The organism is Patescibacteria group bacterium (assembly GCA_040387855.1).
In the GTDB taxonomy this organism is placed as follows: domain Bacteria; phylum Patescibacteriota; class Minisyncoccia; order Phycocordibacterales; family JAKAEA01; genus JAZKCY01.
Genome location: JAZKCY010000001.1, coordinates 332,337 through 350,857, shown reverse-complemented (window position 1 = coordinate 350,857; position 18,521 = coordinate 332,337). Strand labels below are relative to the sequence as shown.

The 18,521-nt window shown below is 41.2% G+C and carries 14 protein-coding genes; 6 read left to right on the top strand and 8 right to left on the bottom strand.

Going from position 1 to position 18,521, the window contains the following annotated elements; all coding sequences use genetic code 11:
- The first annotated feature begins 15 nt into the window (after positions 1–15).
- Positions 16–2,508, top strand: coding sequence for a DNA mismatch repair protein MutS (gene mutS, locus V4519_01920; GenBank protein MES2436742.1), 2,493 nt, complete (start codon positions 16–18; stop codon positions 2,506–2,508).
- Between the two features lie 43 nt (positions 2,509–2,551).
- A complete protein-coding gene (gene mutL / locus V4519_01915; GenBank protein ID MES2436741.1) occupies positions 2,552–4,231 on the top strand; it encodes a DNA mismatch repair endonuclease MutL in 1,680 nt (559 codons plus the stop codon).
- A gap of 18 nt (positions 4,232–4,249) precedes the next feature.
- Here the strand turns inward: mutL and V4519_01910 are convergent, their stop codons facing one another.
- The 5 genes from V4519_01910 to V4519_01890 all read right to left on the bottom strand — a co-directional run bounded on the left by V4519_01910 (position 4,250) and on the right by V4519_01890 (position 10,155).
- A complete protein-coding gene (locus V4519_01910) occupies positions 4,250–5,866 on the bottom strand; it encodes an alpha-amylase family glycosyl hydrolase (protein MES2436740.1) in 1,617 nt (538 codons plus the stop codon).
- Between the two features lie 14 nt (positions 5,867–5,880).
- Positions 5,881–6,639, bottom strand: coding sequence for a glycosyltransferase (locus V4519_01905; GenBank protein MES2436739.1), 759 nt, complete (start codon positions 6,637–6,639; stop codon positions 5,881–5,883).
- A gap of 62 nt (positions 6,640–6,701) precedes the next feature.
- Positions 6,702–7,862, bottom strand: a complete 1,161-nt coding sequence (locus V4519_01900) for a hypothetical protein (GenBank protein MES2436738.1) — start codon at positions 7,860–7,862, stop codon at positions 6,702–6,704.
- Positions 7,863–7,865: 3 nt separating this feature from the next.
- Complete coding sequence (locus V4519_01895) at positions 7,866–9,350, bottom strand: glycogen/starch synthase (GenBank protein ID MES2436737.1); 1,485 nt, start codon at positions 9,348–9,350, stop codon at positions 7,866–7,868.
- A gap of 121 nt (positions 9,351–9,471) precedes the next feature.
- Entirely contained in the window at positions 9,472–10,155 is a 684-nt protein-coding gene (locus V4519_01890) for a hypothetical protein (protein ID MES2436736.1), read from the bottom strand.
- Between the two features lie 373 nt (positions 10,156–10,528).
- Between V4519_01890 and V4519_01885 the strand changes: the two genes are divergently transcribed.
- The 4 genes from V4519_01885 (at position 10,529) to V4519_01870 (ending at position 14,275) form a co-directional block, all read left to right on the top strand.
- Entirely contained in the window at positions 10,529–12,388 is a 1,860-nt protein-coding gene (locus V4519_01885) for a hypothetical protein (protein ID MES2436735.1), read from the top strand.
- 32 nt (positions 12,389–12,420) lie between these two features.
- Positions 12,421–13,188, top strand: coding sequence for a hypothetical protein (locus V4519_01880; protein ID MES2436734.1), 768 nt, complete (start codon positions 12,421–12,423; stop codon positions 13,186–13,188).
- A gap of 206 nt (positions 13,189–13,394) precedes the next feature.
- On the top strand, positions 13,395–13,562 hold the full coding sequence (locus V4519_01875; protein MES2436733.1) for a hypothetical protein: 168 nt from the start codon (positions 13,395–13,397) through the stop codon (positions 13,560–13,562).
- Between the two features lie 131 nt (positions 13,563–13,693).
- Entirely contained in the window at positions 13,694–14,275 is a 582-nt protein-coding gene (locus V4519_01870; GenBank protein MES2436732.1) for an ATP-dependent Clp protease proteolytic subunit, read from the top strand.
- 31 nt (positions 14,276–14,306) lie between these two features.
- Here the strand turns inward: V4519_01870 and V4519_01865 are convergent, their stop codons facing one another.
- The 3 genes from V4519_01865 to V4519_01855 form a co-directional block, all read right to left on the bottom strand.
- Positions 14,307–15,935, bottom strand: a complete 1,629-nt coding sequence (locus V4519_01865; GenBank protein MES2436731.1) for a SulP family inorganic anion transporter — start codon at positions 15,933–15,935, stop codon at positions 14,307–14,309.
- A gap of 141 nt (positions 15,936–16,076) precedes the next feature.
- A complete protein-coding gene (locus V4519_01860) occupies positions 16,077–16,694 on the bottom strand; it encodes a hypothetical protein (protein MES2436730.1) in 618 nt (205 codons plus the stop codon).
- A 142-nt stretch (positions 16,695–16,836) separates the two neighbouring features.
- A complete protein-coding gene (locus V4519_01855; protein ID MES2436729.1) occupies positions 16,837–18,519 on the bottom strand; it encodes a cation:proton antiporter in 1,683 nt (560 codons plus the stop codon).
- Positions 18,520–18,521 lie beyond the last annotated feature (2 nt).

Sequence of the window (18,521 nt, the reverse complement as noted above, 5' to 3'; positions counted from 1 at the left end):
GTATACTATGAACATATGCGTGAGTTCTCTACTCCCATGATGCAACAGTACATGAATATTAAACAGCAATATCCAGATTGCTTGCTGTTTTTTAGACTTGGCGATTTTTATGAATTATTTTTAGATGATGCAATTGTTGGAGCAAAAGCTTTGGAAATAGTACTTACCCGACGACCTCGGGGAAAAGATGGAGATATTCCTATGGCAGGTGTTCCCTTTCATGCTGCTGATGGTTACATCGCCAAGCTCGTAAAAATGGGACACAAGGTTGCAATCTGTGAACAAGTGAGTGATCCAAGTTTGAAAGGTATAGTACAAAGAGATGTTGTAAGAATTGTTACTCCTGGGTCAATCTTGGATGAAAAAACATTGCGTGCAAAAGAACACAACTACACGATGAGCATTACTAAGAATGAATCAACAATAGCATTTGCCGTAGCAGATGTATCTACAGGAGATTTTCAAGTAACTGAAATCCCCTACTCTGAAAATTTTACTCATATCTTGAATAATGAGCTCGCGCGATTTATGCCATCAGAGTGTATTTTAAATTCTGAACTTTACAATGATGCAGAGTTACTTGGCCTCTTAACTTCTACAAAAAATAGTAATGTCTATCATTTCCCTGAATGGGATACTCATGCAGAACAAGCTGAAACAAAATTAAAAAAGCATTTTTCAATTAAGACACTGAGAAGCTTTGGCTTGCATGATAAACCAATGGCAGTACGTGTGGCAGGAGCATTACTTGGATATCTCTCACACACTCAAAAAGATAATATTGGGCATATTAATACACTTAAAACATACTCTCCTGATGAGCATGTTGTTCTCGATGCTTCTACTATTTCTAATCTTGAACTTTTTTCAACTATTAGAGACAACGAAGAGATTGGCTCTTTCGTACACTGCATTGATGAAACCCGAACAGCAATGGGAGGACGTCTCCTTCGCCGATGGATTCGTGAGCCTTTACGAAATAAAAAACACATAGAAGCTCGTCTCAACGCTGTTGAATGTGTATTGCATGAACGATCACTTCGAGAAAAAGTGCGTCTCGAACTTGCACGAATGTATGACATTGAACGAATAGTCTCACGCCTTTCTGTTGGCATTGGTACTCCACATGATTTAATAAACTTAAAATCAACACTTTTTTCTGCGTCACAAGTTTATGAGTTATTAAATTCTATAAGTTCCCCTTCTTCATTTATACAAGATAAATTAAAAACAATTCCAGAGATTATTCATGTTGCTAATTATATTGATGAACGGCTGGTGCCTGAACCCCCAATTGAATCTCGTGAAGGTGGACTTATGAAATCGGGAGTGAATCCAGAACTTGATGCCCTCCGCGACAGCATTCGTGATAGCCAAGTATGGATTGCAAATCTTGAGCAACGCGAGCGTGAGCGATCTGGTATTGGTTCACTTAAAGTTAGATTTAACAGTGTGTTTGGTTATTACATAGAAATCAGTAAATCAAATACGCATTTAGTACCCTCAGATTATATAAGAAAGCAGACTACCGTAAATGCCGAGCGATATATCACCCACGAACTTCAAACTTATGAAGACAAAGTTCTTCATGGCGAAGATTTAATTAATAAAAAAGAATACGCGCTCTTTTTGGAGATGCTCTATTTTATTTTAAGTCATACAAAAAGGATTCAAGAAGTTGCTCATGCTGTTGCCGAACTTGATTGCATTATTAGTTTTGCAACAACGGCAGAACATGAGCGCTACGTAAAACCTGAAATAACCTCTTCAGGAAATCCTGATTCACCTAGTGAGCTAAAAATAGAAGACGGTCGACATCCAGTTGTAGAACAATTGCGTGATACTTCTTTTGTTCCAAACAATACTAATTTAAATAATCAGGATCATCAGCTTCTAATGCTCACAGGCCCAAATATGGCTGGTAAGAGTGTGTACATGCGACAAGTTGCTCTCATTACTCTTATGGCACATATGGGGAGTTTTGTGCCAGCCAAGCGTGCATCCATTTCATTAGTTGATCGTATCTTTGTACGTTCTGGTGCTGCAGATAGTATCGGCCGAGGACTTTCTACATTTATGGTGGAGATGGTTGAGACTGCATATATCCTTCATCATGCCACTCAAGATAGCTTAATTATTATGGATGAAATTGGAAGAGGTACAAGCACTTATGACGGAATCAGTATTGCCTGGGCTGTTGCAGAATATTTGGTAACTCAGAATAATAAATCTGCAAAAACTCTTTTTGCAACACACTATCACGAGCTCCAACAACTGGAATCTCACTATCCTGAAAAGATAAAAAACTATCACATGGCAATTGAGGAATCAAATTCTAATCCGGTATTTTTATATAGATTAACAAGAGGAGGCGCGCATGGAAGTTATGCTATTGCAGTTGCAAAGCTTGCGGGGATTCCACAAAATGTTACATCTCGTGCTACTGAACTTTTGAAGACATTTGATGAAACAAATCAGGATAGTATTGTAATAAAAAAGCTAACTTAAATTTTATATAGCAACTTTTGTTATATTATAATGATTCTACTTCATGAAAACTATCAATCACCTTCCCCATCATATTGTTTCAAAGATTGCTGCTGGTGAAGTAGTTGATCGTCCTGCATCCGCTATTAAAGAACTAGTTGAAAATTCTCTTGATGCAGGTGCAACATATATTCAAATAATCTTAGAACAAGGCGGATTAAAAAAGATTGTTGTAAAAGATGATGGCAAAGGCATGAGCAAAGAAGATTTGGAAATATGTTTTCTGCCTCATACAACTAGTAAAATAACTACTGAAAAAGATTTGGATACTATTCAATCATTTGGTTTTCGAGGTGAAGCACTTTCAAGTATTGCTGCTGTGTCTCACATGACTATAAAAAGCAGAAAAACAGATGCTGAGCATGGATACATGGTTGAGCTAATTCCCTTTCAAGAGCCAACACTTAGCTCTGCTGGAATCCCAGTAGGAACTGAAATAGAAATTAAAGATTTATTCTCAACAATTCCAGCACGAAAAAAATTTGTGAAAGATAGCCGTACCGAGCTACGTCACATAGTAGATGCTATTACCACAATCGCTTTATCATTTCCTCGAGTTGGCTTCATCCTTGAGCACGATGGGAACGTTATTGTAAATGTTCCAAAAGAACAAAATCTACAAGAACGGATTCATGCATTATTAGGTGATGATATTGGAATGCAGATGATGCCAATTACTCATGAATCTCAGTATGGAAGACTAAATGGCTTCATTGGTAAACCCCAACTTGCAGGATCTTCACGAGCTCACCAATATCTATTTGTAAATAATAGAAGTATTACTCACCTTCCTATCTCACGCACAGTGACAGAAAGTTTTGGATCCCTCATTGAGCCACGAACCCATGCGGTGTTTGTAGTATCTCTTGAGCTTCCCTATGAAAGTGTTGATGTAAATGTTCATCCTCGAAAAGAAGAAGTTGCTTTTGCCTATCCAAAGAATATCTTAGAATTGTGCGAAGAAGCTGTTGTAACTACACTCAAAAATAATAATATAACCTATAAAAAAATAAGTAGTGATTTTATGAAAGAACGAGGCATGGATGGATCTACTGCCGACATGCTTAAAGATATGGTAACTCCATGGAATCTAAAGCCTGAAAATATGCAGGAGATTTCTCAGCTTCACAATTTATATTTAGTAGCGCCAACAGCTGATGGCATTTTACTTGTAGATCAACATGCAGCGCACGAACGTATTTTATTTGAGCAGTTTAAAGAAGCATTTAGAAATTCACATGCAACGGGAGCTGTGTTTGAATTACCTGAATCACTACTTATAAACCTTCCAGCTTCTGATTCTATAATTTTAGATGAGCATGCTGAGACACTCCAAAAGCTTGGTTTTGATATTAGTTTGTTTGGTGTAAATACATTTAAGCTTTGTGCAGTTCCTGACGTATTTAAAGATAGAAATTATAAAGAACTAATCTCTGAATTTATTAATGATATGCGTGAAGGGAGAAATTCAGGATCAAAGCTTGATAGAACAACAGAAAGGACATTAGCATTTATGGCGTGTCGAACTGCAGTAAAAGCAGGAGATCCCCTTGCACCTGACGAGCGCAAAAGATTACTTGAGAAATTATTGGCATGCCCAGCCGGATACACCTGTCCACACGGCCGTCCTACTCATATTGAAGTGAGCATGAACGAACTTGATAAAATGTTTAAGCGAAAGTAATTTTTTCCTCAATCATAATTACGAAATCTTTATGATGTATCCTTCGTATGGACGTAAGGTGAGTCCTTCCCCATCTAACTTTTGCTTTTTCTTTGTATCCATATACGTTGAACAAATAATTTCAGCTTTTGAGAAATCAAATGATTCAGTTACAGAATCTTTCGAAAAGTTAAGTATTGTCAATATCTTTTCATCTTTATATTCACGTATGTATGCATAAACTTTCTTTGATACTGTAGACAAAGACTTATAGCTGCCTTCGATTAATGCTTGAGAATTATTCCTAAAGTGTATAAGTTTACTGTAGAGACTAAACATTGAAGTTGAATCTTTTTGTTGTTTTTCTACATTGTTTTCTTTATATGTTCGAGAAAGAGGTAACCAAGGTTCGGCATATGAAAATCCAGCATACTTTTCTTCATTCCATTGCATTGGGGTTCGCTCAGGATCACGACTTGAATGCTTCTTACTTGTTTGAATTGAAAACGCATCTTTCAATTTATGCTGTGGAATTTTTACACTCTTAAGACCAAGCTCTTCACCATAGTAAATAAAGGGCATGCCTTTCACGGTAAGTAAAAGCATTGCAAGTGTTCGTGCCCGTTTAGAATCAACACGTGAGGCTAATCGTGGCTGATCGTGATTGCCCAATACATATGTTGGAATTTCATCTTCACCAAGCAATGCATCAAATGAATCAATAAACTTTTTGTATGCATGCGCACTCCATCTCATGTTGATGAGATTGAAATTGAATGGCGCATGAATTTTCTTTTGAGAATATTTGTACACATTTACAAGATCCTTCACGCCAAGATGAGCTTCACTCACTACAAATTTTTCTTCATGGTTATCAAGCGTGTCACACAAAAGTTCTACTACTTCTTTAAGCTCTGGTTGATCCTTACTGTATTTATGAAGATACTTTGAATACGGATGATCTTTTCCTTCTCGATAAGATTCATTTAATGGATTGTCTCTAAATTCGGCATCTTCGATGAAGTGACTGATTGCATCCACACGGAAGCCATCTACCCCTCGATGCATCCAAAAATCCAAAATTCGTTTCATTTCTTCTCGCACTTCAGGATTTCGCCAATTGAGATCAGGTTGATCTTTCAAAAAGTGATGGAGATAATACTGTCCTGTAAATTCATCATACGTCCATGCAGGACCACCGAAAACACTTATCCAATTGTTTGGAGGTGAACCATCAGGTTTTGGATTGCGCCATACATACCAATCGCGTTTGGGATTATTTTTTGAAGATCTGGATTCTGTAAACCATGGATGTTCCGACGATGTATGACTTGTTACAAAGTCCATAATAACTCTAATACCACGTCGATGAGCTTCGACAGTCATATCATAGAAATCTTCCATTGTTCCAAAACGAGAATCAATGGCGTAGAAGTCAGAAATATCATACCCATAATCTTTCATGGGTGATTTATAAATTGGCGAAAGCCAAATTGCTCCTACTCCAAGAGATTTTTCAGTACCGTCATTAAGATAGTCGAGTTTTTCAATAATTCCTTGGATATCTCCAATACCATCACCGTTTGAGTCCTTAAAACTCCAAGGATAAATTTGATAGACTACAGAATTTTTATACCAAGGTACTTTTTTCTCCATATGATGTATCTGTTTTAAACTTTTATTTGTGCCTTTGCAAGCTCAGCAGAATATTTTTCTCGGAAGAAATCAATTTGTTTCAAATGCTTTTCCTTTGTTATGCCATCTGAAAGATTTGAAGTATGGAACCGGTGTAGATGTGATATAAATGCTTCAAACTTTGGCATTTCGTCCAATAGTAGAACTCTAATAAAGAAGTCTAAATCTTCTCCCATCGACAAATTCTCATCAAACATACCTGCTTTAAAGAATATATCTTTAGTAAAGAACACACTGCTTTGTATAAAGTGTTCTCCTTTAAAAATAGCAGTAAGCATTTCATGAGTATCCTTAAAATTCCATGTGTAGTAATCATCTCCAACGATGTACTTGAGATCATTATCAACATGCAAAAATGAAGATACAAACCATTGTGTCTGAGGATGTTCTAATGCACAGATAGCAAAATTATGAAGCGTTCGCTGAAGGATTATGTCATCACTATCAATGAGAAAAATATAGTCCCCTGTACATGCCTCTATTGCTCTATTGCGGCCATATGAAGGTCCTTTGTTTTCTTCTCCTCGAATATATTTTACGTTTTTCCAAGGATTATCTTTAAATAATTCCTCAGTTCCATCAGTTGAGGCATCGTCGTATATAATATGCTCAAATTCAACAGAATCTAAAGGAGCCACAATCGACTTTTGCACACTCTCGATAGTTTGTTTTAGTAGATCTTTTCTATTGTATGTTGTAGAAATTACCGATATTTTCATTTCTTTCTTTTCCATTGTGTCTGATAATTACCGCGTTAATTCTCTACTGTTTCTACGACGTATAACGTCGATTTTATTTACAGTATTTTATTATTCTTTTCATATTGCCAATGGGTAATCCAAATAAGAGTTCGCAATTCACCAAAGCTTTTTTCAGCAATAATTTTTTCATCATCTGCATGACGCAATGATCGCAATGCAAGAAGCATGAGTGCAGCTCCTTTTTCTATTTCCGTTGGGTTCCAACAAATAGGAGATGTTGCAACAAGTTTTTCACTTGTAGCCCACCACCAAGCACAACTTGCCAATCCTTGATCTAGCAGATGCCGTGATGATATATAATTTTGATCCTGCGAATGATGTTCTATTGTTGTTAAAACAAAGCGAGCAAATGACCACATCATAGAATGAATCATATTGCTTGGATTGTTCCATAATGCGTACGGAACATTTGCAGATATTTCAGCAGGCAGTGATTCCCAGCTTCCCTCCTGAACTTTAATAGTATCTGAGATTTGTAATCCTGAAATGTAGTCTGATATTGTCTTAAACTGAATATCAGATTCCTGAAATGCTTTTTGATAGTATCCACGATCATCTTTGTGCCAATGCCCATACAATTCACCATCATGAGCAATAACGATAGCAGAATGCTGTATCTTATCTTTGTTCTCCACAATAAACTCAGGTGGAAATGTTTTTGAAAATTCTCGATCACGAAAAACCACAGAGAGATTGGTTCCTTCAATTGTGTAATGCACTTCAGGGTTTGGAGTTACGCTTGCAGCATGCATCCCATCCAAGATGAGCCATGTAAATCCCATTTTTTCTACAATATCTGCGACTTTTTTACTGTAAGCCATTTCTGGAATGAAAAATCCTTTCGGATTATAGGCATCACCAAAGTATCTCTTTGATATTTCATTATGCAATTCAATCTGGCGCACAATTTCAGACTCTGGCAATAGAGCTAAAAGCGGATGGTACATCGCACTGCCTACAAGTTCTATTCTTTTTTCTTCTGCTAGTTTTTTAAAATCAGCAAGCAAGTTTTGATGGCCATTTTTTTCAAGCAACTCAATAAGAGATCCTGAGATATTAAGTGTAATCTTTAATTTGGGATATGAATTAAGAACCCTCACAATAGTTTCATAACTTTCTCGCACTACTAAATCCACAATCTCTTTTGACTGTGTTGGAGGCTGGTAAATATGAAGAAAATTAATCCAGGTTAGCATATATTATTTTTGTTTATCCTCTCTATCTGAACGACGTTTGAGCTTGATTGTAGTTTCATACAAATCAATATACTTAAATGCAGGAAGCAGCCATGAATTAGCTTCTCGTAGACTAGATATTGTTAATTCTTTCCATGCTCGCTTGTGCTTGAAAGTCTCAAGAGCTCGTACAATGGCGACAAGCAAATTGACTGCGCTATAGCGTTTGAAAGTAAATCCGTTTCCACTCTTTTTAAGTGGATCATAATCGACAATAGTATCTGCAAGTCCCCCAATATGGTGAACCACAGGAATACATCCATAGCGAAGTGCAATCATTTGATTGATTCCACATGGTTCAAATCGAGAAGGTAGTAGAAAGATATCTGAAGCAGCATAATACAGTGTTTCTTTTTCGTGATCGAATGGAACTATAACTAATTGCTTTGGGAATTCTTTTTGAACCTTCTCAAAATAACTCACCATCTCCTTATCTCCATCTCCCATAATAATAATCTGGACTTCAAATCTGAGTATTAGCTTTATGATGTTCATCAAAAGCTTAAAACCTTTTTGTTCTGTAATTCGAGATGTCATGCAGATAAGTGGAATATCTGGATTGACGGTAAGCTTATAGAATTTTTGAAGCCATTTTTTATTTGTACGTTTTCTTTGTACAGACTTATCACTATAGTGCTGAATGAGTCCTGGATCGGTAAGTGGATTAAACTCGTTGTAATCAATCCCGTTTACAATTCCAAACACGCGCTTTTCTCGATTTTTGAGTACGCGATTTAATTCCTGACCAAAGTCCTTGGTCATGATTTCTTCTCTATATGTTTCAGAAACAGCGTTAATTGCATCTGCATATATAATTGCGCGTTTTGCAAAGTTTACTTTTTCAAGTGCTGGATCATCAAATTTTGGTAATGATGATCGGCCGTCATCTCTTTCTTCTGAAGGGATATCCCACCAGTTGTGTCCCAGCTGATAGGTTAGATTGTGAATCGTAAAAAGTGTTGATGTATCTTTCCAAAATTCATCTTTTTTATATCTACCCTTGAGAAAATATGGAACGAGACCCGAATGCCAATCATGACATTGAATAATGTCTGCTTTAAATTCCAGTTTTTTTATGAGATGCAATGCGGCAACGTTAAACAACATAAATCGCGCATTATCATTTTCTGCTCCATACAATATTTTAAGATCACTAAGGTATTTTTGATTTTGAATGAAATATACAGGAACAAGATTATCTATATAGCCTCGGTAGAAACTTACCTTCTCGTATATACCTTCACTCAATTCAATTGTTTCTGCAGCACCAATAAGTTCCAAAGTTTTTGGATCAATGATGTGTTCAAAAAGCGGAGTGATTACAATTACGTCATACCCCAATTCTTTATGAGCTTTTGGAAGCGAACTGAGCACATTGGCCAGGCCACCACTCTTTGAAAATGGCTCCACTTCTGAAGCTATATGAGCTATGTTTAATTTTTTAGACATATGAACAGGAATAATACAGTACCATTTTTTGGAAGATTAGTCTATGGACAGACTCAGCATTATATACAAAGATTAAACCCCACATTTCTGCGAGGTTCATCTTTATACTGAGTGAGATGTCTTAACGTTCTTGTCGGAAACTAGCCAAAAATCGTGCAGCCTCTTCTCTACCTCCAAGACCAAAGGCAAGAGCAAGTGCTAACACAAATCCACCAAAAAGAATCTGAATGAGTTCAGGCACAATGTTGAGTTGAACAAGAGCAGCCATGATTGAAAATACAATGATAGCGTACTTTGCAACTGAACCGAGGGTTTGCTTGTGACGCACTGGAAGTTTTGATGCTTCAAGTCCTCCACGAACAAGGTTGGCAACAAATTCACCAAGGAGTAATCCAACGACAAGTATGATCACTGCAACAATTGCTCGAGGAATATAGAGTGCAATTGCGTTAAAGAACTCAGTTACTTGTGGGAGGTTTAAGGTATTTGCTGCAGCAATAAGTACAACAATTATGATAAACCACTTCACAAATTCACCGATCATTCCAGACAACAATTTATACTTACCACTCACTCGAAGCTTTTGATTAAGTTGTGATCTTTCAACAACTTCATCCAAGCCAGTTGCGCGAACAACTCTTTTTACAAGTCCACCAATAACGCTTGCTACAATCCATCCAATAATGAGGATGAGTAGTGCTCCAATAATCTTTGGGAGATGCTGCAATAGATTAAACCATGCAGTCTGAAGAGACGCAGCAGTTACATCACCCAAATTTGTAAAATAACCAGTTGTTTGATCCATAACGTATAAAGGTTTTTTATGAGTAAATTCTAACTATCATATACCTTACCTATCTAGAGACGATAAAGTCTACTCAAGCTTACGAGTAAGCATCTTAAATACTATTAATATTAGCCATATAACAGACTCTGCTGTATATAAGTATTTGGCGTGTTATACGTCCTTATAGTAGAGCTCAACGAAAGTCGCTTGACAAATTCATAAAAAAGTGCATAATTATGCACAGGCTATTGAAGCCTCTTTTTTATTTCCCGGCCATTGTGGCAGGGAGAAAAGAGGTTTGACAACAGAATAGAAAGTTACGGCTGTGCCTTGTTGGCATAGCTGTGGAACACGAACACGCAACCGCACCCCCTCTTAGAAGGAGCATGCAATGCCCACGAATCTCGTTACCCCGGAGCTCGTCGAAGCCACGCAGCACGGGAACGTTGTGAAGGTCAGCTGGGAACCCGTTCCCGATGCCGACTACTACATCGTCACCCGTACCGGCCAGGCCAGCGACCGCCCCACCCCGCCACTGCCGAACAGGCAGATCACCGGCACCAAGTTCACCGACAAGGTCAACAAGCTCCTGAGCAAGGAGGACCCCGAGGTGACCTACAAGGTGCAGGCCTGGCAGTACGCCGACCCCGCCGCTACCCCGCCGCGACCCGACGACACGATCGTCGGCGGCCCGGCCTCGTCGGACCCGGTCGAACTCCAGACCTGGTGGCAGCGCAACCTGAGGTGGTTCATCATCATCGGTGCGGTGCTCCTGGCCGTCATCCTCTACATGCTGATCACTGCGGGCATCGACTGGTGGAACGCCAAGAAGGCGCCCTCCAACGATACGCCGCCGGTGAACGTGGTCCCCGCCGCACCCGTGCCGACTCAGCCCTCCGAGTGGAAGGAGTACCTCAAGCTCCGCTCGGAGATCGAGATGGAGGGTACGAAGCCAGGCAATCCAATGACTCATAAGGAGTACGTGGATGCTGGAGACAAGAAGGTCGACGACAAGGTCGGCGCGCTTGGCTCCCGAGTCGACAAGGTCGCGGATGATGTGAAGCTCGTGAAGGACAAGATCGGTGGCACGCCCTCCGATCCCGACCCCACGGCGCCTCGCATCAAGAGCGGCCGGCCCACAAGCCGGCCGGCTACCGGACCAGGTTCGGTCCCGCCAGGCTCACCCACCCCGACCGGTACGCCCGATCGTGGTGAGGACAAGCCGAAGCCCAAGGCCAAGACGCCCCCGCTCCTCGCGGTGGCGCCGCCGCCCAAGCCGAGCGAGATGCCGGTCGTGTACCACGAAGGCCTGCCCTACGATCAGTGGCAGATCCTGTTCCGCGAGACCGAGGCAGGAAGGCCGACGCTCATCGACAAGAACCAGTTGAAGGAAGTTCGCATGTCGAACCTTCACCCGGATCATGTCCCGGCCGTCGCGAGTATCTCAGGCTTGCCTGACGGTGCTCACATCGTCCTGCGTGCCGAGCCGCATGTTCGGGGTCTTACGATCCCTTACGGCGGTTCGGCCATGGTTGTCACGCTCACCGACAAGGTGGTCGACGACTTCCAGCGCCGGTCCAGCAAGAAGTGGGTTGCGCTGACCTTCAAGAACGGTTCGCAGCTCACGCCCTTCGAGGCGTCGGTCATGACCTTCGGCAACGCGCCAAAGGAGATGTTCGAAGTAGCACCTCCGACTTCGGGTCCCACGGGTCCCGGAGCTTCTGTTTCCCCCGTTCCCACAACCCCGGCTCCGGCCGACGGCACCACGGTGCCGTCGGCCGAGCCGAGCGTCGCAGCGACCACCAACCCAACCAGGACGGTGACCCCGCCGCCCGCCATGGCCTCCACCCGATCCACGGGATCGGGGGCCGTTTTTATTGGGGAACCCCGCAGGATTGCTCCGGTGACCACAGCTCCCGATGGAAAGAGCATCGACGTAGACGAGAGCAAGTTCGTCAGCGATGTGGTCCACATCGAGCCACGTGGGCAACGAGTGTTCTACAGGAACCGGCTTCACGAATCCGGTGACCATCCTGTGAACTTGCTGGGAGTGGCGATGTTTGATTCGCGATACAATCTCCGTGAACTAGTTCCCATCGTAGACGCACATGGCCAATACCTTGGCCGTAGCACCCGCGGTGAGATCTTCGAGTTTCCGGAGCACACAATGTACCGGGATCCCAATCAGCCACCAGGCAGTGGATGGATCAACGTCCCAGGCAAAGTTCGCGTCATCGAAAACGTGAAGTAACAGACCCTTAACCCAAGACCCAAGGAGGTCACATGAACAGCAAAATCGTGCTGTATGCGCTGCTCGCGAGCATTGCGCTCGCGAGCGGCTGCGCGAAGCTGAAGGTGTACAAGTCGGACCCCATGATCATGGCCGACGGCTCCGTCAAGGAGGTTACCGTCGCCGAGTTCACCAACCCATGGGGCCAAAACGGGATCATCATGGAGTCGCACCAAAGCGTCGTGCGATCCACGGTCCATCAGCCAGCTGTCGCGACAACACAGCCGGCAGATCGCCTCCTGGCTCCTCCGATGGTGATCACGGCAACCGCCGTGTCCACAGATCGAGGAGTCGGGGCAAATGTCCTGCCAGGAGCTGTAACGGGTACAGCCTATGTCCTCGGCAAAGCCGTCGAGGATCCCGCCCGATACAACAACGTCACCAAGGTCAACGGTGGCAATGCAACTGGTGGCACTGGCAACGGTGGTTCCGGTGGATCGGGTACCGGCGGTGCTGGTGGAAACGGTGGAGATGGTGGCACGGGAGGTCAAGGTGGTGCTGGCGGTAGCTCTCGAGCAACCGGTGGCAACGCCAACTCAGCCCCCCAAGTACGTGTGGGAGGGCCTGTGGTGAACAACAACAACCACGCTGTGGCCACCAACCGCAATCATCAAGGCGTCGGCGTGAACAACAACGTCGGTGTCAATGTCAACAACCAGCAGGGTCAAGGCCAAGGTCAGGGACAAGGCCAGAACAATCGTCCCAACCGGTGGTCCGATCCCAGCGACTTCAATCCCGTGCACCACCACCCGGACAGGTGATCGTCGTCGAGTAACTTTCGTTTCGTCCTTTTTGTACAAACCCAGCGCTCAGGCTTCCAAGCTTTGAGCGCTTTTTTTATTTTATTGACAATACTTTTTATACATAGTCTGAAACAATCAGTGGTAAGTATATACGATAGATATGCGTCTTTTATTACATCACAGTCGGTGATACAAAATATTATTGGTTATTTAGTTCATAGAAGATGGCACAACAAAATAATGCTCGTGAAAATAATCTCCAGAACCGACAAAAAATTTCAGAACAAAACAATTCAAATAAAGCATCACACGGAAATACAAAAACAAGGAATGAAGATGAAGAATTAGACAAAAGACTGTTGGAAGACGAATTTGGTATAGAAGAGCGATAAATCGATAATATCTTTACACAGGGCCCTCAAATAGAGGGCCCTGTGTATTATTAATTTGTATAGCAAAGATGGCAAAGGTAAAATATAACTACTAAGATCTTTAGTACGTTAGCAGTTAGAATATTTTACACATGGCCACAAGTCAAAAGATTAGTTATCAAGTTAGTTCTGAAGAAAAATTAGTTTTACCATATCTTCCTGCACGAACTATACAGTGGATTGGTGGTGTAAGTGGTGGAATACTTGCTGACATGATCGAACGAATTCAAAATCTCGTTATCGACAATCCTACTGAGCCAATTAATCTTGTGGTTACATCCCATGGCGGTCCAACTGGTATCGGCATGAGTTTTTATGACAGTATGAGAAGTGTGTACAAGCCAGTTCTCAACACCATTGGATCAGGAGATGTTGATTCAAGTGGAATTATTATTTTTCTCACAGGTAAAAACAGATTCATAACTCCAAACACAACTCTCCTTCTCCATCTTGCCGGACGAACTTTTGATATGCCAAAACGAATGACTACTCCAGAAATGGAATCTATTGTTAAAGAAGATAAACTTAAAGATTTTCAATACGCTTCAGTAATAGCTGATCAATCAAATGGAAAGCTTACCGTGCAAAAAGTTTTAGAACTTATGGCAAACAATACAGTACTCACACCTTCCGATGCTGTAGAACTAGGTATAGCTCACGCAATTCTCGAATAGCAAAAAGCCCTGACTATTCAGGGCTTTTTTGTTATAGATTCTTTAGAGAAATAGTTTTTGATTGAGCAATTGCAGCATCCGTTGTTGTAAGCACTCTATTTTCATGTACAAGCTTTTTAAACCATTCATGATCTTTTACAAACTTCATGATATTTTCGTTTACTCCCGTCACAAATACCGACTGATTTCTTCGGTCTAAATCTTCAATAATTTCATCTAGGGCTTCGATTCCATCTACGTCTATATAAAATAAATTTCTAAAGTTGAGAACTATAGCACTATCTGAACTAATTCTCTGTAATCGTTCTATGTGGCTCTTAGCATTGATATATGTGAGTTCTCCAGCAAATCTATACACGACTTCCTTTCCTTTCACATTTTCATTAAGAACTTCAGTAGCATCTGTCTGACCATCTTCTTCATTAATAGTTACATTACATTGAGCACTCGATAGCTTTCGAGCAAATACAAGCAATGCTAGGAGGGTTCCGACAAGAATACCTGCTGTAGCATCATAAACAACAGTAATTATAGCTACTGCCATAGAAATCCAAAATGCTGATCGATCAAATTTATAGAGCTTCTTAAAATGATGTGTTGCAACCATTCTTATAGATGCATATACAAGAATTGCAGCAATTACAGATAAAGGAATAAACTTAAATCCTGGGAGCAATACCATAGCTAGAATAGCAACAAAAACAGCATTAATAATTTGAGACCAGTTTGATGTTGCTCCACTTTTTACATTGATGGCTGTTCGAGCAAATACTCCACTTGCTGGAATACCTCCGAAGATACCTGCAGCAATGTTTGCAAGTCCCACTCCAAGTACTTCCTTTCGCTGCTTGAATTTTGTCTTAGTCATTCCATCTGCAATCTTTGCTGATATCAATGTTTCAAGAACTACCACGAATGCAACAACTGCAGAATACTGGAAAATCACTTGGTTAAACATATCTCGAGACAATGTCGGAATATTGAACGGTCGAAGGATAAGGTCGCCAAATTTTGTAAACAGAGTATCAATAGTAAGTGGAATTGTTCCAATACTTGTAAGGTATCCAAATAAAATACCTAGAGCAGCAACAATAACAGTATTAGGCCAACGAGGTTTGTATTTAAGAATAGTAAACATTAGTCCAAGACCTACTATAAAAGGAATCACAGACCATGTTTGAGAGAATGCGATATGTTTTAATGATTCTAATATATTTGAAATGAGATGTTCATGTTTTGGAAGATCTTTCAATCCCAATGCAAAATTGAGCTGACCAAAACCAATAGTAAGTGCAACACCGAGCGTAAAACCATGCACCACAGCAGATGGAACGAAAATAAGATATCGGTCCCATTTAAAAAACCAAACAACCAAAATCATAAATCCAGAAACAATAGCAATCAAAGGTAGTACAGCAGCACCATACACAAAAGCAATAGAAGCTAAAATCCCAGCGAGTGCTCCTGCAGGGCCTACAATGTTGAATTTACTTCCTCCGAAAATTCCGGCAAATAACCCGGCCCAAATTGCAGTAATGACTCCGGCGACAGGACCCGCTCCTGAAGCAATACTTAGTGAAAGAGAAAGCGGTACTGATACCAGTGCCACTGAGAGAGCTGAAATCCAGTTCTTCTTTAATTGATCAACTATTCCGTTCATAAAATTATTAAGAAATCATTAAACTCGAAGTAAAGACACAAGAAAAAATTATATACCTCTTAATGCTAAATTACAATACAATCATATTATTTCTGCTTTTCCCAAATAAAAAAGGAATGCGATATCGCACCCCCATTGGAACTACATCTGTTCGAACTCCTTGAGCTGAACGTCTCCTTCACCGTCCATATACAGGAAACACAAACAGATAACCTTTACCTCGGGAAACTTCTTCCGCAGCCACTTACCCGCGGCCCGGAGACGATCCTGGTGGAACGCCCTGTCATCCTCCATCGTGTCGAAATGATGCCCGTGAAGGCAACACAGGCCACACTGCTCATGACCGCAGAGCACGATGCGCTCGACGCCATGCTTGTAGATGGCGACCCGAAGGCTGATGCACATCACGAAGCGCACCATCATCTTCACGCACCAGATCCACACGTGCTTGTGCACCTGCCACCACGGCGCACCTGATGTCGCGGCGAAGCTGTAGGCTCCACCAGCGAAGGTCACGAGGTCGACGAGCTTTTCGACCCCGTACATCGTGCGCAACGCATGACGTGACTTGATGCAGAACCGGAAGTCCATGCACGTCACGTTGACCGTCGAAACGGTAGAGGGCGCAAGTGCCGCCAACCTCCGATCCGTGCACTCATCGCACACAGCCTTCACTTCATCCCCAGAAAGCGTCGCGGGCAACTCTTCACGCATGAGCGCAAGCGCCGCTCCAACATCCATGTTGTCTACAACCGTCATGCAATACCTCCGAGAAAAACAAGAAATCTGAGAACCCGATTGGTACGAAGCCAGATACTAGCTTACTCCTATTAAAAAATTCGTCAATAGCAGACTGAAAATCTGTGGATAAGTCAAGGATGAGCAACTAATGAAGCTACGATTAAGATTGACGCTGCGCGAGGTGCTGAAGATGCTTATTTCGCTCTTCTTCAAACTCAAAAGAATTAAATCCAAAACGAGAAATCATAGATGATGCATAATGAGCACCCAAGTAGTGAGGCATAACCACATAGGTTGCTCCAGCTTTATACAAAGCTTCTGCATGTTCTACATCATGCGAAAGCACCATGATAATTCCCTTCTGGTTATCTTTTCGATACATCTGAACTAAAAGCATATTGGCGTTAAAATCGGGCAATGTTGAGATAATCATCTCAGCATTATTAAGTCCTAAATCTTGAAGAAAATCTACATCTTCTGCATCACCATATTCATACGGAATGTTATTTTCTTTAAGTTTCTGAATAGATCGCGGATTGAAATCTACAACGATATACTGCTTTTTTAATTGCTCAGCGGCATACACAAAATCACTACCTACTCGGTCATACCCAAAGATAATTATTTCGGGATGTTGTTCTTTTGTCATTTGCTGTACACTTCTTTTCTTTCTCAATTCGAAGATTCCCAACAATCTATGTATTTGTGGGTAAATAGTATCGGCAAACAACATAAGATATGTTGATCCACAAATTGTGATAATACATACCAGTGTCACAAGCGAAACTATATATGCAGAAACATGGCCACTCGCAAAGCCAATAGAAATAAGAATTAACGATAGCTCACTTACTTGTGCAACAGTAAAACCAGCCATAATGCTTGTTTTCCGTTTATATCCGAGCACATTCATAATCACGAAAATAATAAGTGGGTTTCCAAGTAATACTATCGTTGAAAGAACAAGTGCTGGTCCTATGAGTGACGGAAGCTCAGTAAGCATAATTTGAGTTCCAAACATTATGAAAAAGAGCAACACAAAAAAGTCACGCAATGGTTTTATTCGTGAACTAATTTCATATGAAAATGGTGATACTGAAAGTAGCACTCCTGCAATAAGCGCTCCCACTTCTATCGAAAACCCGAGCGAATAAAAGAGTGATGCCAATCCCAATCCCCACGCTAACGAAAACAAGAACAACAACTCTTGTGATGAAGCAAAAAACTTACTTATTCGAGGAAGTACTCTTTTACCAATAATGTAAATGAGTGCAGTTATTGCAAAACCTTTTAGAAATAGCAGTGCCACGGCAGCAGAAAGTGATTCTCCTGTCACTCGCGGAATTGTAGAGACGATAAGTAGTACAATAATTGCCGCAACATCTTGAACCAACAAAAATCCAACAGACACTCTACCGTACAGCTTATTTAAATCACCCTTATCAGTAAGTATTTTTAAAACAATAATAGTACTACTAAATGAAATAGCTAATGCAACATAAAGAGATGTGATTGCATCAAATCCCATGAGCTGCATAATTGCATATCCAATTCCCGAGGTAAAAAAGACTTGGCCCAACCCTGTGAGCAATGTTGTTTTTCCTACTTCTCTAAATATGAGAGGGTTAAGGCTAAGCCCCACAATAAACAGAAGAATCGCAATCTTTAATTCTGAAAATATATGAATACTTTCTGTAGAGTGAAAAAAGTTTAACGCAAAAGGCCCCACGAGAATTCCTGTGAGTATATAGCCCACAATAAGTGGCTGTCGTAACACCTTCATTACTGAAGCAATAATAAGAGCAATTACTATGAGAAGACTAAGTTCGATAAAGAGATGCATAT